We start from the raw sequence: 17,234 nt of genomic DNA, 5'->3' as shown, positions 1-17,234 counted from the left end.
CGTCGCGCTCGGCGGTCAGTGGACGGTCGCAGGCTCGGGCTCCCGCGGCAAGGGCGCGGGCCGCAGGGCGCGGCTGGCGATCGCGGCAACGATGGACAGCGCGGCGAGGGCCGCGGCGGTGAGCACCGCCGCCGGGACGCCGCCCACGTCGATCATCCGCCCTCCGAGGAAGGCGCCGACGGCATCGCCGAGGTTGCCGGCCGACGCGGGCAGCGAGGCCGCGAGGATCGCGCCGGGCCCGGCGAGGTCCTCGACGCGGTGCTGCCACGGGCTCGTGACGCCGGCGCCGCACACGGCCAGACCGGCCGTCGCGGCGACCGCGATCACCGGGCTGACGCCCGCGACGCCCATGGCGACGAGCGACGCCGTCACGCCGACCGTGCCGAGCGTCAGGGCGCGCGCGGCACCGGCGTCGGCGAACCTGCCGCCGCCGAAGGAGCCGACCGCGGCAGCGATCCCGAAGCCCATCAGGCAGACCCCGATCCACGGCCCGGAGACCCCGGCCATCTCGTCCAGGAACGGGACGAGGTAGGTCTGCGCCGCCGAGGCGCCCGCGAACAGGAGGACGCCCACGGCGAGCACCGCCAGCACGCGCGGGGCCAACGCGGACCTCAGCTGGCCCAGCAGCCCGACCTCCGTCCCGGCGTGCACCCGGGGCACCACGACCAGGGCGACCAGGAGGACCGCGGCGGCCGCGAGGACGACGGCGAGGAACGACGCACGCCAGCCCACGGCCTCGCCGAGCAACCGGCCCAGCGGCATCCCCACCGCGCCGGAGACGGCGAACCCGGAGATCACCACGGCCATCGCCCGACCGACCCGCTCGCGGGGCACGATCGAGGTCGCCGTGGTGATCGCTGCCGCGATGAAGAGCCCTTCCACGGCACCGATCGCGACCCTGGCGGCGACGAAGGCGTCCAGGCCGGCTCCCAGGGCGGGCAGCGCGTTCAGCCCGGTGAACACGGCGAGCGCGGTCAGCAGCACCGGCCGCCGGTCGAGCCGGGCGGTCAGGAAGGTCAGCGTCGGACCGCCGACCGCGATGCCGAGCGCGTTCGCCGACACCAGCACGCCCACGGCCGACAGCGGTACGGCCTGGTCCACGGCGATCAGATCGAGCATGCCCATCACGAGCATCTCGGCACACCCCGTCACGAACGTCCCCGCGAACAGCACGCCCAGGGCGAGCGTCACCCGTGAGCGGCCGACCTGCGGACGACGACTCTGTCGATCACTCATCGGAACCCCTCCTCATCATGCAACTCTACGGTTGCATAACACGGTGACACGACCTTCGGTCACTATGCAACCCCTCGGTTGCAGATTTCTCACCACGCTCGGTCGCCCCGGGCGGCGAGCGACGACCGCACCCCCGTCCGGCACGGAGCGAGCGGCGCCGCTAGCGTCGTCACCATGGGCGACGACCGGCGGGACGACGTGGCCGCGGTGCTGGAGGGCCTCGCTCCCCCGGTGCTCGCCGTCACCGCACGGCTGCGCTCCCTCGTGGCGGAGGCGCTGCCCGACGCCGTCGAGGAACCGGACCCGTCGGCCCGCCTCCTCGGGTACACCTACCGGCCCGGCACGTACGTGGGGCTGATCGCGGCGGTGGCGCCGTACCGCGCGCACGTGAACCTCCTGCTCGCGCGCGGTGCCGAGCTGGCGGACGACGACCCGCACGGGCTCCTGGAGGGCACCGGCAGGCGGGCGCGACACGTCACGTTCCGCACCGAGGAGGACGTCGACCGGCCGGGCGTCCGCGAGCTCCTGCTCGCCGCGGCGCGGCGCACCCCGCGCCCCTGATCTCGACCCCGGCGCCCTGGTATACCATCGTCCCGGCCGCGGGACGCGGTCCCCCGACCCGAAGGAGACCCCGCCGCCGTGGCACGACAGTCCGTTCCCGCCCGACCGAGCGGACCCTCCGGCGCGTTCTCCTCCCTCCGGGGCAACCGCCCCTTCCAGCTCCTGTGGGCCTCGAACCTGTTCTTCTTCGGCGGCGTCTGGACGCAGACGCTGGTGCTCGGGTGGCTCGCCTACGAGCTCACCGGGTCCGAGCTCCTCGTCGCCGTCTACACGGCGGCTCGGCTGGCGCCCATGCTGCTCGGACCGGTCGCGGGGGCGCTCGCCGACCGCTACGACCGCGTCCGCCTCCTGCTCGTCGCCTGCACCTGGGCCACCGGCGCCGTGGCCGTGGTCGCCGCCCTCGCGACCGCCGACCTGCTGCCGTACTGGGCGCTCGTCGCGGGCGGCTTCGCCATCGGCATCGCCCAGTCCCCCTCCCAGCCGGCCCGGATGTCGCTGGTCCTCGACCTCGTGGGCCGCGAGAACCTCTCGAACGCGAACGCGCTGAACTCGATGGCGATGAACATGACGCAGGTGATCGGGCCCGCGCTGGGCGGCGCCATGATCGCGGCGATCGGCGCGCCCGCGGCCCTGTGGGTCTCCACCGCCTGGTACGTGGCGTCGCTGCTGCTCATGCTGCCGCTGCGACGCCTGCGCACCCGCACCGGCCCGGGCGGCCACGCCTCGACGTCGGTGCTCGCCATGGTCGCGGGCGGCTTCCGCGCCGTCGCCGGGAACCGCCTCGCCGTCGCCGTCCTGCTGGTCACCCTGGCCGCGAACATCTTCCTGTGGCCCGTGTTCCAGTCGTTCATGCCCGTCTTCGCGGCCGAGTCGTTCGGGCTCGACGCCGCGGGCCTGGGCGCGCTGCTGACGTGCGCAGGCGTGGGAGGCCTCGTGGGCTCGCTGGTCATCGCGGCGCTCGGCGACTTCCGGTTCAAGGGCGCGCTGTTCGTGCTCGGCACGACCGTGTGGGGGCTGGCCTGGGCCGCCTTCTCGCTGGCCACGTCTCCCGCCCCCGCGTTCGTCCTCATGGCCGTCATCGGGCTGGCCAGCGCGGCGTTCGGCGTGCTGCAGACCACGCTGCTGCTCATGGTCACCGAGCCCGCCGTGCACGGTCGCGCGCTCGGCCTGCAGGAGCTCGTGATCGGCGTCATGCCCGCCGCGACGCTCGCGATCGGTGCCGTCGCCGAGCGGGTCGGGGTGCCGCACACCGCGCTCGGCGCCAGCCTCGCGCTGGTCGCGTGCCTGGTCGTCCTCATGCTCGCCGTCCCCGCCCTGCTGCGGATCGGCCGCACCGACGACGCCGAGGCGGGCGCGTGAGGCGCCTCGCGGCCGCCGCGGTGCTCGGCGTCTCCCTCGCGGCCGCGCCGGGCGGCTGCACGACGCCCGAACCCGACCCGTCCGACCCGTCCGACCAGGAGGCCCGCGTGTCCTCGACCCCCGGGGCCCCGACCGGCGCCGCCCTGCACCGCGCCGTCGCGGACGACGACGCCGCCGCCGTCGCCACGGCGCTGCACGAGGGCGCCGCCGTCGACGCCCGCGACGCCGACGGGCGCACCCCGCTCCTCGCCGCCACGCGGCAGGGCTCCGCCGGGCTCGCCCGCCTGCTGCTGGAGGCCGGCGCCGACCCCGACGCGCAGGACCGCCTCCAGGACTCGGCGTTCCTCTACGCGGGCGCGGAGGGCCTGGACGACATCCTGCGGCTCACCCTCGAGCACGGCGCCGACGTGACGAGCACCAACCGGTTCGGCGGCACCGCGCTCATCCCCGCGAGCGAGCACGGGCACGTGTCGACGGTCCGCATCCTGCTGGACGCCGGCGTGCCGGTGGACCACGTCAACGACCTGTCGTGGACGGCGCTGCACGAGGCGATCGTCCTCGGCGACGGGTCGGCCGACCAGGTCGAGGTGGTGCGCCTCCTGCTCGACGCGGGCGCCGACCCCACGGTCCGCGACGGGCAGGGCGTGCTCCCCCGCGACCTGGCGGCCTCCCGCGGCTACGACGCGATCGTCGCCGAGCTCGACCGCGGGCGCTGACGCCCCGCCCGGGGCACGGGCTCAGGCCCGCGCGACGATCGCGTCCGCGAACGCGTCGAGGGTGGCGGCCGTGCCGGCGTGCTGCATCCACAGCGACGGCTCGGTGAGCTCGAGCTCGATGACCATCGGCGTGCCGTCGTCTCCGGTCACGAGGTCCACGCGGGCGTAGAGGAACGGCTGCTCGCCGCCGACCTGCTCCCGCGCGACGGCGAGCGCCTTCTCCGCGACGTCGACCTGCTCGGGCGTGGCGGTCGCGGGCTCCATCCGCTCGGCGGCGTAGAGCGCCTCGCTGGCCTCGGCCGGACCGGTGAGCAGCGCGTGCTTGCGCACCGCGTGCCGCAGCTCGCCGTCCACGAAGACGAGCCCGGTCTCGCCCGTGGTGTCCACCGACGTCACGTACGGCTGGATCATCACCGCGCGCCCCTGGTCGAGCAGGTCCACCGCGTGCTTGATCGCCAGCGCCCGCGACTGCGCCGACACCGGCTGGTAGCGGCCCGCGTCCTGGGCGCCGGCGCTGACCACCGGCTTCACGACGAAGTCGCCGAAGGCGGGCATCCGCGTGTGCACCGCGCGCTTCGACAGGTGCCGGTCGGGGTCGAGCCAGATCGTGGGGATGACGGGCACGCCCGCCTCCTCGAGGGTGCGCAGGTAGCCCTTGTCGGTGTTCCAGGCCAGCACGGCGGCCGAGTTCTCCAGGCGCGGCACGCGGCGCGCCCAGGCGAGGAACTCGTCGCGCCGGGGCGAGTAGTCCCAGGTGGAGCGCACGACGACGAGGTCGTACACCGACCAGTCGACGTCGGGGTCGTCCCACACGACGGCCTCGGCCACCACGCCGCGCTCGGTGAGCGCCGCGAGCAGCGGGCGGTCGTCGCTGTCGAGGCGGGGCAGGGCGGAGCAGGTGGCGAGGCCGATGCGCGTCGTGGTCACGCGCCGAGCCTAGTCGGCGGCGGCCGCTGCGCCCGCTGCGGGGGCGGCGGCGTCCGCGGCGCGGCGCAGGCCGCCGAGGATGCCGGCCGCGGTGAGCGACCCGACGACGGCGCCGTCGTCGTCGACCACCGGAACCCGCCCCTGGGACGACGTCGGCAGCGCGGCCACGGCCTCGAAGGCCTCGGCGAGGCTGGCGCCCAGGGGCACGGCCGGCGGCGCGGGCTGCACGACCAGGGACGCGTCCTCCAGGTCCGCCCGCTCCACGGCCGCGAGCGCGAGCATCCGCTGGTGCGCGCCGGCGCCGACGAAGTCCCGCACGCGGTCGGTCGCGGGGTGCGCGAGGACGGTGAGCGGCGAGGCGACCTGCTCCAGGTGGCCGCCGCGGGAGAGCACCGCCACCCGGTCGCCCAGGCGCACCGCCTCGTCGACGTCGTGCGTCACCAGCACCACCGTGGAGCCGACCTCCGCGAGGATGCGCGACACCTGGTTCTGCAGGTCCCGGCGCCGCTCGGGGTCGACGGCGCCGAACGGCTCGTCCATGAGGAGCACGGGCGGGTCGGTGGCCAGGGCGCGGGCGACGCCGACGCGCTGGCGCTCCCCGCCCGAGAGCTGGTGGGGGTAGCGACGGCCGTACTGCGCCGCGGGGAGGCCGACGAGGTCGAGCACCTCGTCGACCCGGTCGCGCACCCGCTGCCGGTCCCAGCCGAGCAGCCGGGGCACGGTCCCGACGTTCGCGGCGACCGTGCGGTGCGGCAGCAGCCCGACGTCCTGGATGACGTAGCCCGTGCGGCGGCGCAGCGCCACGGGGTCCATCTGCGTGACGTCCTCGCCGTCCACGAGGACACGGCCCGACGTGAGCTCCACGAGGCGGTTGATCATCCGCAGCGTGGTGGACTTGCCGCAGCCGGAGGGGCCCACCAGGGCCAGCACCTCCCCGGGCTCCACGGTGAGGCTCAGGCCGTCGACCGCGACCGTCCCGTCCGGGTAGGCCTTGCGGACGGCGTCGAGCTCGATGCCGGCGGACAGCCGGGCGGGGGCGGGGGTCGGCATGGTTGCGAGGCTATCGAGGCGGTCCCACACGCCGGCCCGCGGCACGCCGGTGCGCCGCCCGGGCCCGCGTCGGGGGCTGCGGCTACGGTCGAGCCCATGGTCACCGCCGTCGCCACCGCCGCGGACAACCCGTGGTTCTCCTGGTCGTACGTGACCGACAACGCCGACGTGCTGTGGGCGCGCACCACCGAGCACGCGCTGCTGACGATCGAGGCGGTCGCCATCGCCGCGCTCGTCGCGATCCCCCTGGGGCTGCTGGCCTCGCGGGTGCGCTGGCTCGCCGGGCCCCTGCTCGGCACGGCCGCGATCCTCTACACGGTGCCGTCGCTCGCGCTCTTCGCGATCCTCGCGCCGATCATGGGCATCGGCCGCCAGCCCGTGCTGCTCGGCCTCGTGCTGTACGCGCTGCTCGTCATCCTGCGCAACACGGTCACCGGGCTCGACGGCGTGGACCCGGCCGCCGTGGACGCCGCCCGCGGCGTGGGGCACGGCCCGCTGCAGGTGCTGGCCCGGGTGCGGCTGCCGAACGCGCTGCCCAGCATCGTCGCCGGGCTCCGGCTCGCGACCGTCACGACCGTCGCCCTCGTCACGGTCGGGGTCGTGGTGGGCTACGGCGGCCTGGGACAGCTGATGTTCCAGGGCTTCCGCAACAACTTCTACCGGGCGGAGATCCTCACGGCGACCCTCGCCTGCGTGCTGCTCGCCCTCGTCCTCGACCTCGTGCTGTGGGCCGCCGGACGCGCGCTCACCCCCTGGCTGCGTGGGGGGTCCGCATGAGCGTCGCGGCAGCACCCGTCGCCGCTGCCGAGGGCACCGGCGTCGTCGGCGAGGCGATCGCCTACCTCAACGACCCCCTGAGCTGGACGGGGCCGGGCGGCATCCTCGAGCTCGGCCGCGAGCACCTGGCCCTCACCGGGGCGGCCGTGCTCGTCGCGGCGGTCGTGGCGCTGCCGGTGGGCGCGTGGCTGGGCCACGGCCGCCGGGGCGGCGGCGTCACCGTGTGGCTCACCAACGCCAGCCGCGCCGTCCCGACGCTCGGCATCATCCTGCTGCTCGCCACGGCGGGCCTGTTCGGCGACGGCGCCACCGTCGTCGCGGCGGCGCTCTTCGCCGTCCCGGTGCTGCTCGTCAACACGTACGAGGGCGTGCGCGGCGCGGACCCGTCGGCGCGGGACGCCGCGGTCGGCCTCGGCATGCCCGGCAGGCAGGTGCTCACCCGGGTCGAGCTGCCGCTCGCCACGGCCCTGGTGGCCGCGGGGGTGCGCACCGCCGTCGTGCAGGTCAGCGCCACCGTGCCCCTCGCCGCGCTCGCCGGAGGCGGCGGCCTCGGGCAGATCATCGCGCTCGGGATGGGCACCCAGCGCTACGGCCAGGTCCTCGCCGGCGGCGTCCTCGTCGCGGCCCTGGCCCTGGTGCTCGACGGCGTGTTCGCCGTCGTGCAACGCCTCGTCACCCCCGCACCCCTGCGCGCCGCCGCCCGGCGGTGACCCTCGATCCGCCACAAACCGGTTGCCACCACCGGACCCCCGCGGTCGAATGGGGCGGTTCCCCCTCATCTCCACCCGCACCACCCACGCCGGTCCCCCTCCCACGGACGGAGAGCACGATGACCCTCCATCGCACGACCCCCCTGCGCCGCACGACGGCCGCCCTGGCCGCCGTCGTCGGCGCCACCGGGCTGCTCGCCGCCTGCGGCGACCCCGGCTCGGCCGGTGGCGGCGGATCCACGTCCACCGCCTCGGCCGCCGCGGCGACCTGCGAGGCCGTCCCGGGCGACGCGCTCGTGGTGCTCGAGGACGACAAGAAGCTGCAGACGGTCGACAACATCATCCCGGCCGTCAACGCCGACCTCGCGTCCCAGGCGCCCGACCTGATCCCGCTGCTCGACACCGTGTCGGCCGCGCTCGACACCGACACCCTCATCGGCCTCAACAAGGCGGTCGACATCGAGCGCCAGACGTCGGAGGACGTCGCCGCGAAGTTCGTCGAGGACGCCGGGCTCGCCGCCGACGACGCGTCGCAGGGCGAGGGCGTCACGGTCGCGATCGGCGCCGCGGACTTCGCCGAGAGCGCCACGCTCGGCAACGTGTACGCCGACGTGCTCAAGAGCGCGGGCTACGACGCGACCGTCACCACGATCGGCAACCGCGAGACGTACCTGCCGGCCCTGCTCGAGGGCAAGCAGGTGCAGATGGTGCCGGAGTACGTCGGCACCCTCACGGAGTTCCTCAACAAGGACGCCAACGGGGCCGACGCCGAGCCGGTGGCGAGCGGCGACCTCGACGCGACCGTGGCCGCGCTCACCGAGCTCGGCGACGCGGCGGGCCTGACGTTCGGCGCCCCGTCCCCCGCGCAGGACCAGAACGCGTTCGCCGTGACGCAGGCGTTCGCCGACGAGCACTCGCTCACCACCCTCACCGACCTCGCCGAGGCGTGCGGCGGGCTGGTGCTCGGCGCCGGCCCGGAGTGCACGGAGCGGCCGTTCTGCCAGCCGGGCCTCGAGGAGACGTACGGCCTGACGTTCTCCGAGTTCCGCTCGCTGGACGCGGGCGGCCCGCTCACCAAGGCGGCGCTGCAGAAGGGTGAGATCACCCTGGGCCTGGTGTTCAGCTCCGACGGCTCGCTCTCGACGTCGGCGGGCTGACCCGCTCCCGGACGGACGAAGGGCCCCGAGCGAGCTCGGGGCCCTTCGTCGTGCCGGGGGTGCCGTCAGTGCTTGGCCACGGCCTTCTCGGCGCCGGCGCCGGTGAGGGAGCGGACCTCCATCTCGGCGAACTTCTCCGGGTGCGGCTTCTCCTTCGACAGGAAGGTGCCGACGATCCCGAGCAGGAAGCCCAGCGGGATGGACACGAGACCCGGGTTCGTCAGCGGGAAGACGTCGAAGTCCGCCGACGGGAACATCGCCTTCTCGTTGCCGGACACCGTGGGCGACAGGACGATCAGCACGATGCACGAGACCAGCCCGCCGTAGATGCTCCACAGCGCGCCCGAGGTGTTGAACCGCTTCCAGAACAGCGAGAACACGATCGTCGGCAGGTTGGCCGACGCCGCCACCGCGAACGCGAGGGCCACGAGGAACGCGACGTTCTGGTTCTGGGCGAAGATCCCGCCCACGATGGCGATGACGCCGATCACGACGACGGTCCAACGCGCGATCCGCACCTCGGAGTCGGGGTTGACCTTCCCCTTCTTGATGACGTTGGCGTAGATGTCGTGCGAGAAGCTCGCCGCCGCGGTGATCGTCAGCCCGGCCACCACGGCCAGGATGGTCGCGAAGGCGACCGCGGAGATGAGCCCGAGCAGGATCTCCCCGCCCAGGGCGAAGGCGAGCAGCGGAGCCGCCGAGTTCACGCCGCCGGGGGCGTTGTTGATCGCCTCCGGCCCCACCAGCGCGCCCGCGCCGTAGCCGAGCACCAGGGTGAACAGGTAGAAGATGCCGATCAGCCAGATCGCCCAGACCACCGAGCGCCGCGCCTCCTTGGCCGTCGGCACGGTGTAGAAGCGCATGAGCACGTGCGGCAGGCCCGCCGTGCCGAGCACCAGGGCGAGCGCGAGCGACAGGAAGCTCAGCTTGGACGTGCCGTCCACGCCGTACTGCTTGCCGGGCTCGAGCAGCGCCTCGCCGCCCTCGCCCGCCGCGTCGACCGCGCCGCCGAGCAGGCTCGAGAGGTCGAACCCGAACTTGGCCAGCACCCAGACGCTCATGATGGCGGCGCCCGCGATGAGGAGCACGGCCTTGATGATCTGCACCCAGGTGGTGCCCTTCATCCCGCCCACCAGCACGTAGAGGATCATCAGCGCACCGACCACGGCGATGACGAGGCTCTGACCGGCGCGGCTGTCGACGCCGAGCAGCAGGGCCACGAGGCCGCCGGCGCCGGCCATCTGGGCGAGCAGGTAGAAGAAGACCACGAGCAGCGTCGCGAGGGCGGCCGCCATCCGCACCGGCCGCTGGCGCAGCCGGAACGACAGCACGTCCGCCATCGTGAACTTGCCGGTGTTGCGCAGCAGCTCCGCCACCAGCAGGAGCGCCACCAGCCACGCGACGAGGAACCCGATCGAGTAGAGGAAGCCGTCGTACCCGTTGAGCGCGATGGCGCCGCAGATGCCGAGGAAGGACGCCGCCGACAGGTAGTCGCCCGCGATGGCGGTCCCGTTCTGCGGGCCGGTGAAGTTGCGGCCGCCGGCGTAGAAGTCGGCGGCGGACTTGTTCTGCCGGGACGCCCGGAACACGATCACCAGGGTGACCAGGACGAACGCCCCGAAGATGCCGATGTTCACCCAGGGGTTGCCGATGTCCGTGGCCTCGGCGGCGGAGACGACGGGGGTCCCCGCGAGGGACTCGGTCAGGATGCCGCTCACAGCTCGCCCTCCTCGATCTCACGGCGCAGCGCGTCGGCCCGCGCGTCGAACCTCTTGTTCGCCCAGCGGGCGTAGAGCATGGTGATCACGAACGTGGAGACGAACTGGCCGAGGCCGAACAGCAGCCCCACCGTGATGTTGCTGTCGCCCAGCCGGATGCTCATGAAGTCGTGGGCGTAGTTGGCGAGCAGGACGTAGACGAAGTACCAGACGAGGAACAGCGCCGTCATCGGGAACACGAAGTTCCGGAAGGCGCGTCGCAGCCCCTGGAACTCGTCCGACCGCTGCACCCGTTGGTACTCGGTCTCTCCCGGTGGTGGCTCCGCGGTGGACAGGTCGCTCATGATGCCTCCGTTGGCTCAGGCGTCCGACGGGGCCACGCTGCCCCGCTCGATAACGATTCGCGTGGCACACCTTGCTAGAGCCGGGCCGTGTGGCGCAAGTCACTTCGCGGGCGCGTCCCCAGGTCGGGGGCGCGTCCGTCCCGGCGCAGGGCTCAGCGGCGCACGTACTCCAGGTCGGTCGCGCCCCGGCCCGCGGCGGAGCCCTTCTTCTCGAAGCTCGTGAGCACGCGCCCCTCGAACCGCGGCGCGCGCTCCCCCGGGCCGTGGGCGTTGCGGAAGTCGTCGGAGGCCTCGAGCACCTCGCGCATCTGGTCGGCGTAGTGCGACCAGTCGGTGGCGAGCCGCCACACGCCACCGGGCCGCAGCACGCGGGCGACGACCTCGGCGAACGCCGGCGTGACGAGCCGCCGCTTCTGGTGACGGGACTTGTGCCACGGGTCCGGGAAGAAGACCCACAGCTCGTCGACCGACGCCTCCGGCAGCGCCGTGGCCAGCAGCTCCGCGGCGTCCGCCTGGACCAGGCGCAGGTTGTCGAGCTCGTTGCCCGGCGCGCCGCCGTCCCGGCCCGGGTCGGCGCCGGCGTGGCCCGCGCGCACGATGGTCTGCGCCAGGCCGGGCGTGTACACCTCGACGGCCAGGTGGTCGCGCTCGGGGTGCGCGGCCGCGGCGGCGACGATCGCCTCGCCCTGGCCCGACCCGATCTCCACCACCAGCGGGGCGGTGCGACCGAAGACCTGCACCGGGTCGAACGTCCAGGACGGGTCGACCGAGGTCACCGCGGCGCCGCGCGGCACGTCGACGAGGTACCGGTCTCGGCGGGTGTCCCACGCCTTGCCCTGCGCGGTCGTGAGACGCGCGCTGCGGCGCACGAAGCTCACGGGCTGGCGGCGGTAGCGCGGGTCGACGGGCTCGGACGTCACGGGATCGGGCACGCCCCCAGGGTAAGCGGGCGGCCGGGCACCGGAGCTCAGACGCTGAGCTCCACGAGGGCGAGCAACGCCGCGCCGTACGCCTCGGCGGGATCCGTGGCCGTGAAGGTCCGCGGCTCGCCGAGCAGCTCCACCTCGACCTCGTAGCCCTCCGCCTCCCCCTCGCCCGTGCGGGTCAGCCCGCGGAAGGTGGAGCGCAGCAGCTCGCGCAGCTGGTCCTCGCGCGGCAGCCACAGCGCGTCCTCGATGGCCACGGAGTCGAGCGCCCACTCGGTGGTGCCGTTGAACCCGAGGATGGTGCCGGTCGGGTAGTCGTGCGCCTCGATCGTCATCGTGCTGACGGTGAAGACGTCGGCGGACAGGTCGGCGGCGTCGATGCGGAACCGGTCGCCGTCGGCGGGCCGCCACACCAGCCCGGCGTCGCGCAGCCGGGCCGCGAGCTCGGTGGAGATCATCGCCCCATCCTGGACCCTCACCCGAGCCCGAGCACCCGCTGCACGAACCAGACGAGCCCGACGACGGCGACCCCGGCCGCCGCGACGCCGGTCGCCCACCGCGCGGCGCGGGGCGCGCGCCGTCGCAGCAGCACGAGCAGCGGGAAGAGCGCGGCGATGATGCCGAGCTGCACGGCCTCGATCCCCACGTTGAAGACCAGCAGCGACCCGAGCAGCCCCCACGACCAGGGCTCGTCGAGCCCCAGGGCCCCGGCGAACCCCAGCCCGTGCACGAGGCCGAAGGCGAACACGACGGCGAGCCGGGTGACGTCGGACCGCGACAGGTCGTGCCAGCGCCGCCGGACCTGGTGACGTGGCTCGGTCGCGACGTCGACCAGCGCGCCGAGCCGCGGCGGCGCGCCCGGCCGCACGGCCCAGAGGTGCCCCGCGGCCACGGCGGCGATCGAGAGCGCGATGACCGGCTCGACCACCGCCCCGGGCGCGCTCACGGCACCGGTCGCCGCGAGGAGGAACGTCACGGAGTGCGCCACGGTGAACGACGTCGCCACCAGGACGACGTCGCGCAGGCGCCGGGAACCGACGATGAGGGCCAGCAGGAAGAGCAGGTGGTCGGGGCCGAGCAGCAGGTGCTCCGCGCCCAGCACGAAGAACTCCCCCAGCCGGTGCCACGTGCCCTGCCCGCCCGTCGTGACGGTCGGGTCGGACGGCGTGAGCACCGCAGAGCCCTCCTCGCCGTCGAGGTCGTAGGTCACCATCGTCTCGGTGGTGTGCACGAACGACTCGGTGTCCGGGAACAGGGCGCTGAACAGCGCGTGCGTCCCTGTCCCCTCCTCGTCCCGGGTGGGGCACGCGTAGTCGAGCGCGACCGTGGCGAAGGCCTTCCCGCCCCGGTCGACGACCGTGGGGTCCGCCGCGAGCGCCGGGGTGCAGAGGTCGTCGCCCGCCGCCACCTGGAAGCGCTCGGTGACGTAGGCGGCGACCTCGTCGGCGTGCTCGGCGAGCTGGGCCTCCTGCGCGGCCTCGCCGCGGGCGTCGTACGCCTCGGCCGTGAGCCACGCGGACTTCATGAGCAGGTCGTACTCGAGGTCGAGCTCGACGTGCACGTCGGCGGCGGCGCCCGCCGTGACCCGCGCGTAGGCGTCGGTCGTGGCGTCGTGCGCCGCGGCCGGACCGGCCGTGCCGACCATGCCGACCATGCCGACCACCGTGCCGACGGCCGTGCCGACCACGGTGAGCCCGAGGGCCGCCAGGACGGCGCCGCGACGCGACGCCGTCCTGGCCGGGGTGGTGGACGTCACCGCTTGCCGCCCCGGGTGGTGAAGAAGGCCGGCTCGGCGGCGGTGACGCCGCCGCCGCGCGTGGTGGCCGTGACGATCCACGCGTACTGCGTGTCCCGCTTCAGCCGGTCCCAGCGGACGGACGCGACGTCCCCCGAGGTCACGGCCTTCGTCCCGATCACCCGGGTCGGCACGTAGACGGCCAGCGAGTCCGTGGCCAGCGACGTCGTGCGGGTGGTGAGGTCCACCGGGAGCACGGCGTTGTCGGCCGTCGAGTCGTAGCGGGCGTCCGGGTCCCACTCGTCGGCCCCGAAGTCGTCGAGGAGGGGCGAGTAGGTGTCGACGCTCATCTCGGCCCGGTCGACGTCGAACTGCAGGAGCCGGAAGTACGAGGCGCCGAACCGCAGCCGCTCGGACGGGTCGTAGCCCCCGATCGAGCCGAGGCCCACCCGCTGCGCCGGCACGGTGAACGCCTGGTAGTCCGCGAGGAGCTCCACGACGCCGTCCGCGATCTCGCCGACCTTCGGCTTGACGTTGGTCGTGACGCCGTGCACGTGCCCGGCGAGCACGAGGAACACGTTGTCGTTCGGCTCGACCACGTACTTGTACAGCGGCGAGCCGTCCGGGGCGGCGAAGCCCGCGTTCCGGCCGTCCTTCTGCGTGCTGGCGGCGAGGTACGCGTGGGTCATGAGGATGCCGTTGCGGTCGGAGTACCGCTCGAAGACCCCGTCGGCCCACTCGGCCTCCTCGCGGGTGACGCCGTACCCCATGCCGACGGCGACGAAGTCCAGCCCGCCCGCGGAGAACAGGACGTAGTGGTTGGAGTTGTCGCCCTCGCGCCAGGAGCGGTACTCGGCGTTCTCCCAGGACGCGGCCGCGGCCTCGTACCGGTCGGGGCCGAAGTACCGGTTGTACAGGTCTGCGCCGCCGTCCGCCCCGGACCAGTTGTCGTGGTTGCCCGCGACGGCGGAGTTGGGGATGCCGTCGATCGTCGCCTGCTGACGGGACGAGACCTCGAACTCGCCCGTGACCTGGTCACGCATGGCGTCGTCCTGCGGCTCGCGGATGTTGTTCTCGATGAGGTCACCGGTGTGCGAGACGAACGAGATCTTGCGCTCGTCGGCGTTCTCGGCGATCCACCCGGTCACCCCCGCGTACGCGGACTCCCAGATCTCCCGCTCCTCGGCGGTCTCCTGCTCCACCGCGCCCTCGGACAGGTACTGCGTGTCCGTCAGGTGCGCGATGGAGAAGTCGTAGTCCGCCGGGTCGGCGAAGCCCTCGGCCCCGGCGTCGAGGTCGTCCGCGAACGGGTCCGTGGCCGTCACCATGACGTGCACGACGCCGCGGTCGCGGTGCTCCGGCCCGGCCGGCGCCACCAGCACGGTGTCGCCGTCGGCGGAGCCGCGCGACGCCGCGAGCGCGTCCCAGGCCTTCGCCTTCGTGTCCCACACCAGCAGCGAGACCTCGCGCGCCGGGTCGGCGGTGCCGCTCCAGCGCACCACCGGGCGCTCCTCGCGGGACTTCACCCGGACGTCGAAGCGCTGGTAGGCGACGGCGTCGGCCTGCGGGGAGGCGAGGGTCTTCCCGTCGCCCGCGGCCAGGCCCTTCGCCGAGACCTTCTTCGCGCCGCGGGGGTCGAGCTCCGTCGGGACGGCGTCGGCCGTGCCCTGCCGGACCTCACCGGGCAGCAGCACGTCCGCCTGCGCGAACGTCGCCGTGACGGTGCCGTCGTCCGGGCCGGCGAGGCGGGCCGACAGCGTCACCGGCGAGTCGACGTCCGTCGTCCCGCGGGCGGGGGCGAGGTCGGTCGGCACGTCGGGCACGCCGGCGCTGGTGAAGGTGATCTCCCGCGTCGCCGCGTTGCCCAGCGAGTCCGCGACCGCCACCTCGAGGATGTGCTCACCCGCGGGCAGCCCCGGGCCGACCGGGGCACCGAGCGCGACGGCCTCGCCGTCGAGCGTGACCTGCGCGTCCCCGACCACCCCGTGCGCGTCGTCGAGCCCCACCGCGAGCGGCACGGCGGACGTGATCCGTGCGCCGTCGGCCGGGACCGAGGACGCGACGCGCGGCGCGGAGTTGTCCGTCTCCAGGACGCGCGTGGCGGTCTCGCCCGTGGTGGACGCCGCCGCGAGCTCGTGCTCCCCGTCCGTCAGGTCCGCGGTGTCCACGTCCGCGCGCAGGCCGCGCGCCGGGGCGTCCACCAGGAAGTGCAGGTCGACCTGGCGGAAGGAGTTGAGGTTCGAGCCGCAGGTGCCGTCGCCGAGCCCGTACGACGCCGCCGCGTTCTGCTGCCGCGCCGTGCCGTCCGCCGGCGTCAGGACGACGTCCGAGACGGTGAAGTCGTCGAGGTTGCAGTCGTTCTCGAAGGCGCCCGTGACCACGTCGATCTCGTTCCACCCGGGCAGGAGCCACTCGTTGGGGAAGGTGATCTCGCCGCGGCCGCCGACGATGGTCTGGTCGATGCGGCGCTCGATGCCGTTGATGCGCAGCAGGTTCTGCGCCGGCCCGTCGAGCGAGTTGGAGCCGACGACGAACGACACGGTGGCCGCACCGTGCCCGAGCGCCGGGAACGAGATCTCCGCCGGGGCGTCGATCGTCCACGTCAGCTCGACCTTCGGCAGCGCCGTGCTGCTGGAGCCGCAGCTCCCGTCGCCCATGGCGTAGGTGGTCTGCAGGTCGGCCGGCGGGGTGACGGTGCCGTCGGCGACGCTCAGGGCGAGGTTCGACGCCGCGAAGTCGTCGAGGTTCGCCCCGCACGACGCCGAGACGTCGCCCGCGACCAGCGCGATCGTGTTCGCGCCGGGGCGCAGCAGCCGGTTCGGCACGCCCACCTGGACGCGCTCGGAGACCAGGTCGCGGCCGCCCTCGCCGCGCAGGTCGAGCCGTGTGCCGTTGACGAGCAGGTGGTTCTGGTAGCGGGTCTCGATCGCGTTCGTGCCGACGTCGAACGCGAACACGGACACCCCCTCGCCCAGGGTGGCGGGCCCCGCGACGGGTGCGCCGTCGACGGTCAGCGACGCGGTGCCGCCCTCCCCGTCCGCGGGGGCGGACGCCGTGACGGTCTGCACGCCGCGCGTGAGCGTCCCGTCCTCCGGGGCGAGCGCCGGGGCGCCGACCGGGGAGTTGTTCACGCGCACCGTGTGCGTGGCGGTCGCCCCCGAGCGGGTCGTCGCGACCACCTCGTGCGCGCCGTTGGCGAGCGTCGTCGTGTCGACGTCGGCGGCGAGCCCCGCGGTCGCACCCGGCGCGGCCTCGACCTCGAACGTCGCCGTCGCCTCCTTGACGTAGGAGGTGTTGCTGCCGCAGGAGCCGTCGCCCATCGAGTACCCGAAGGAGTTCCCGGCGTCACCGGCGGTCTCGCCGAGCAGCTCGAGCTGCAGCTCCGAGACCACGAAGTCGTCGAAGTTCACGCCGCAGGACGAGTCCAGGCCGCCCGCGTGGATCTCGACCGTGTTGGTGCCCTCGACGAGCCACTCGTTCGGCACGGGCACGGAGACGCGCTCCGACACCCAGGTGCGGTCCTGCTCGACGCGGTGGCCGTTGACCACGAGGTAGTTGCCGAACGCGACGTCGGCGGAGTTGCTCCCGACGTCGAACGTCAGGGCGGACGTGCCCGTCGTCGCCTCGAGGCCGGTCAGGTCCGCGCCGTCGATGGTGATCCGGCCGACCGGGTCGCCCGCGGTGGTCGGGTCGGCCGCGAACCGCACGGTGCCCTCCAGGTGGGCGCCGTCCGCCGGGGTCAGCGTGGGCGCGGTGCCCGGCTCGGCGGGCTTGCCCGGCTTCGTCCCGCGCTCCGAGGACCCGGGCCTGCTCTCCGGCCAGCCGGGGAACCCGGGGAACCGGTCGTCGGCCCTCGTCGGCGCTCCCGGGTCGGGGGTCGCGGGTACCGCCGCCGCGGCGGGCACGACGCCGGCGGCGGGGACCGCGAGCGCCGTCGCCACCACGCAGGCGGCGAGGGTGGACGCGCGCAGGCGTCCTGAGGGGTTCGGCCGCATCAGCGTGCCGTCCTTCCTGTCGT

General features: G+C 74.3%; 15 protein-coding genes. 6 read left to right on the top strand and 9 right to left on the bottom strand.

Going from position 1 to position 17,234, the window contains the following annotated elements:
* Positions 1 to 15: 15 nt before the first annotated feature.
* Complete coding sequence (locus ACFQ8E_RS06605; RefSeq protein ID WP_430549780.1) at positions 16 to 1,236, bottom strand: MFS transporter; 1,221 nt, start codon at positions 1,234 to 1,236, stop codon at positions 16 to 18.
* A gap of 174 nt (positions 1,237 to 1,410) precedes the next feature.
* Between ACFQ8E_RS06605 and ACFQ8E_RS06600 the strand changes: the two genes are divergently transcribed.
* From ACFQ8E_RS06600 to ACFQ8E_RS06590, 3 genes are all read left to right on the top strand, one after another.
* A complete protein-coding gene (locus tag ACFQ8E_RS06600) occupies positions 1,411 to 1,797 on the top strand; it encodes a DUF1801 domain-containing protein (RefSeq protein ID WP_430549779.1) in 387 nt (128 codons plus the stop codon).
* Between the two features lie 78 nt (positions 1,798 to 1,875).
* Positions 1,876 to 3,156 (top strand): MFS transporter, encoded by a 1,281-nt coding sequence (locus ACFQ8E_RS06595; RefSeq protein WP_430549778.1) that lies wholly within the window; start codon positions 1,876 to 1,878, stop codon positions 3,154 to 3,156.
* Positions 3,153 to 3,872: an ankyrin repeat domain-containing protein gene (locus tag ACFQ8E_RS06590; RefSeq protein ID WP_430549777.1), complete on the top strand. Its 720-nt coding sequence runs from the start codon at positions 3,153 to 3,155 to the stop codon at positions 3,870 to 3,872. The genes ACFQ8E_RS06595 and ACFQ8E_RS06590 overlap by 4 nt, the downstream gene beginning before the upstream one ends.
* Before the next feature lie 21 nt (positions 3,873 to 3,893).
* On the opposite strand, the gene ACFQ8E_RS06585 is transcribed toward ACFQ8E_RS06590, so the two are convergent.
* Positions 3,894 to 4,799, bottom strand: a complete 906-nt coding sequence (locus tag ACFQ8E_RS06585) for a RimK family alpha-L-glutamate ligase (RefSeq protein ID WP_430549776.1) — start codon at positions 4,797 to 4,799, stop codon at positions 3,894 to 3,896.
* Positions 4,800 to 4,808: 9 nt separating this feature from the next.
* Positions 4,809 to 5,849: an ABC transporter ATP-binding protein gene (locus ACFQ8E_RS06580; RefSeq protein WP_430549775.1), complete on the bottom strand. Its 1,041-nt coding sequence runs from the start codon at positions 5,847 to 5,849 to the stop codon at positions 4,809 to 4,811.
* Positions 5,850 to 5,945: 96 nt separating this feature from the next.
* Here ACFQ8E_RS06580 and ACFQ8E_RS06575 point away from each other — a divergent pair, with 96 nt between their 5' ends.
* The 3 genes from ACFQ8E_RS06575 to ACFQ8E_RS06565 all read left to right on the top strand — a co-directional run bounded on the left by ACFQ8E_RS06575 (position 5,946) and on the right by ACFQ8E_RS06565 (position 8,493).
* Positions 5,946 to 6,626, top strand: a complete 681-nt coding sequence (locus tag ACFQ8E_RS06575; protein ID WP_430549774.1) for an ABC transporter permease — start codon at positions 5,946 to 5,948, stop codon at positions 6,624 to 6,626.
* Entirely contained in the window at positions 6,623 to 7,336 is a 714-nt protein-coding gene (locus ACFQ8E_RS06570) for an ABC transporter permease (protein WP_430549773.1), read from the top strand. Before ACFQ8E_RS06575 ends, ACFQ8E_RS06570 begins: the two co-directional genes overlap by 4 nt.
* A 119-nt stretch (positions 7,337 to 7,455) precedes the next feature.
* The gene (locus ACFQ8E_RS06565; protein WP_430549772.1) at positions 7,456 to 8,493 is read left to right on the top strand and encodes a glycine betaine ABC transporter substrate-binding protein; all 1,038 of its coding nucleotides are present in this window, start codon (positions 7,456 to 7,458) and stop codon (positions 8,491 to 8,493) included.
* Positions 8,494 to 8,558: 65 nt separating this feature from the next.
* On the opposite strand, the gene ACFQ8E_RS06560 is transcribed toward ACFQ8E_RS06565, so the two are convergent.
* The 6 genes from ACFQ8E_RS06560 to ACFQ8E_RS06535 all read right to left on the bottom strand — a co-directional run bounded on the left by ACFQ8E_RS06560 (position 8,559) and on the right by ACFQ8E_RS06535 (position 17,211).
* Positions 8,559 to 10,202: a cation acetate symporter gene (locus tag ACFQ8E_RS06560; protein ID WP_430549941.1), complete on the bottom strand. Its 1,644-nt coding sequence runs from the start codon at positions 10,200 to 10,202 to the stop codon at positions 8,559 to 8,561.
* A 5-nt stretch (positions 10,203 to 10,207) separates the two neighbouring features.
* Positions 10,208 to 10,555 (bottom strand): DUF485 domain-containing protein, encoded by a 348-nt coding sequence (locus tag ACFQ8E_RS06555; RefSeq protein WP_430549771.1) that lies wholly within the window; start codon positions 10,553 to 10,555, stop codon positions 10,208 to 10,210.
* Between the two features lie 152 nt (positions 10,556 to 10,707).
* Positions 10,708 to 11,487: a tRNA (guanosine(46)-N7)-methyltransferase TrmB gene (gene trmB / locus ACFQ8E_RS06550; RefSeq protein ID WP_430549770.1), complete on the bottom strand. Its 780-nt coding sequence runs from the start codon at positions 11,485 to 11,487 to the stop codon at positions 10,708 to 10,710.
* A 35-nt stretch (positions 11,488 to 11,522) separates the two neighbouring features.
* On the bottom strand, positions 11,523 to 11,939 hold the full coding sequence (locus tag ACFQ8E_RS06545; RefSeq protein WP_430549769.1) for a pilus assembly protein CpaE: 417 nt from the start codon (positions 11,937 to 11,939) through the stop codon (positions 11,523 to 11,525).
* A gap of 17 nt (positions 11,940 to 11,956) precedes the next feature.
* Positions 11,957 to 13,237, bottom strand: a complete 1,281-nt coding sequence (locus ACFQ8E_RS06540) for a HupE/UreJ family protein (RefSeq protein ID WP_430549768.1) — start codon at positions 13,235 to 13,237, stop codon at positions 11,957 to 11,959.
* A complete protein-coding gene (locus ACFQ8E_RS06535; RefSeq protein ID WP_430549767.1) occupies positions 13,234 to 17,211 on the bottom strand; it encodes a metallophosphoesterase in 3,978 nt (1,325 codons plus the stop codon). Before ACFQ8E_RS06535 ends, ACFQ8E_RS06540 begins: the two co-directional genes overlap by 4 nt.
* Between the last annotated feature and the right edge of the window lie 23 nt (positions 17,212 to 17,234).

Origin of the sequence: Isoptericola sp. NPDC056573 (assembly GCF_042793335.1) — a bacterium.
In the GTDB taxonomy this organism is placed as follows: Bacteria; Actinomycetota; Actinomycetes; order Actinomycetales; family Cellulomonadaceae; genus Isoptericola.
The sequence above is the reverse complement of the archived record's forward strand: the minus strand, read 5'-3'. Positions and strand labels throughout refer to the sequence as shown.

Bases quoted from the DNA above. Each gene is read 5' to 3' on its own strand.
- ACFQ8E_RS06605 (WP_430549780.1), bottom strand. From the start codon at position 1,236: ATGAGTGATCGACAGAGTCGTCGTCCGCAGGTCGGCCGCTCACGGGTG.
- ACFQ8E_RS06600 (WP_430549779.1), top strand. From the start codon at position 1,411: ATGGGCGACGACCGGCGGGACGACGTGGCCGCGGTGCTGGAGGGCCTC.
- ACFQ8E_RS06580 (WP_430549775.1), bottom strand. From the start codon at position 5,849: ATGCCGACCCCCGCCCCCGCCCGGCTGTCCGCCGGCATCGAGCTCGAC.
- ACFQ8E_RS06575 (WP_430549774.1), top strand. From the start codon at position 5,946: ATGGTCACCGCCGTCGCCACCGCCGCGGACAACCCGTGGTTCTCCTGG.
- ACFQ8E_RS06570 (WP_430549773.1), top strand. From the start codon at position 6,623: ATGAGCGTCGCGGCAGCACCCGTCGCCGCTGCCGAGGGCACCGGCGTC.
- ACFQ8E_RS06565 (WP_430549772.1), top strand. From the start codon at position 7,456: ATGACCCTCCATCGCACGACCCCCCTGCGCCGCACGACGGCCGCCCTG.
- ACFQ8E_RS06555 (WP_430549771.1), bottom strand. From the start codon at position 10,555: ATGAGCGACCTGTCCACCGCGGAGCCACCACCGGGAGAGACCGAGTAC.
- ACFQ8E_RS06545 (WP_430549769.1), bottom strand. From the start codon at position 11,939: ATGATCTCCACCGAGCTCGCGGCCCGGCTGCGCGACGCCGGGCTGGTG.
- ACFQ8E_RS06535 (WP_430549767.1), bottom strand. From the start codon at position 17,211: ATGCGGCCGAACCCCTCAGGACGCCTGCGCGCGTCCACCCTCGCCGCC.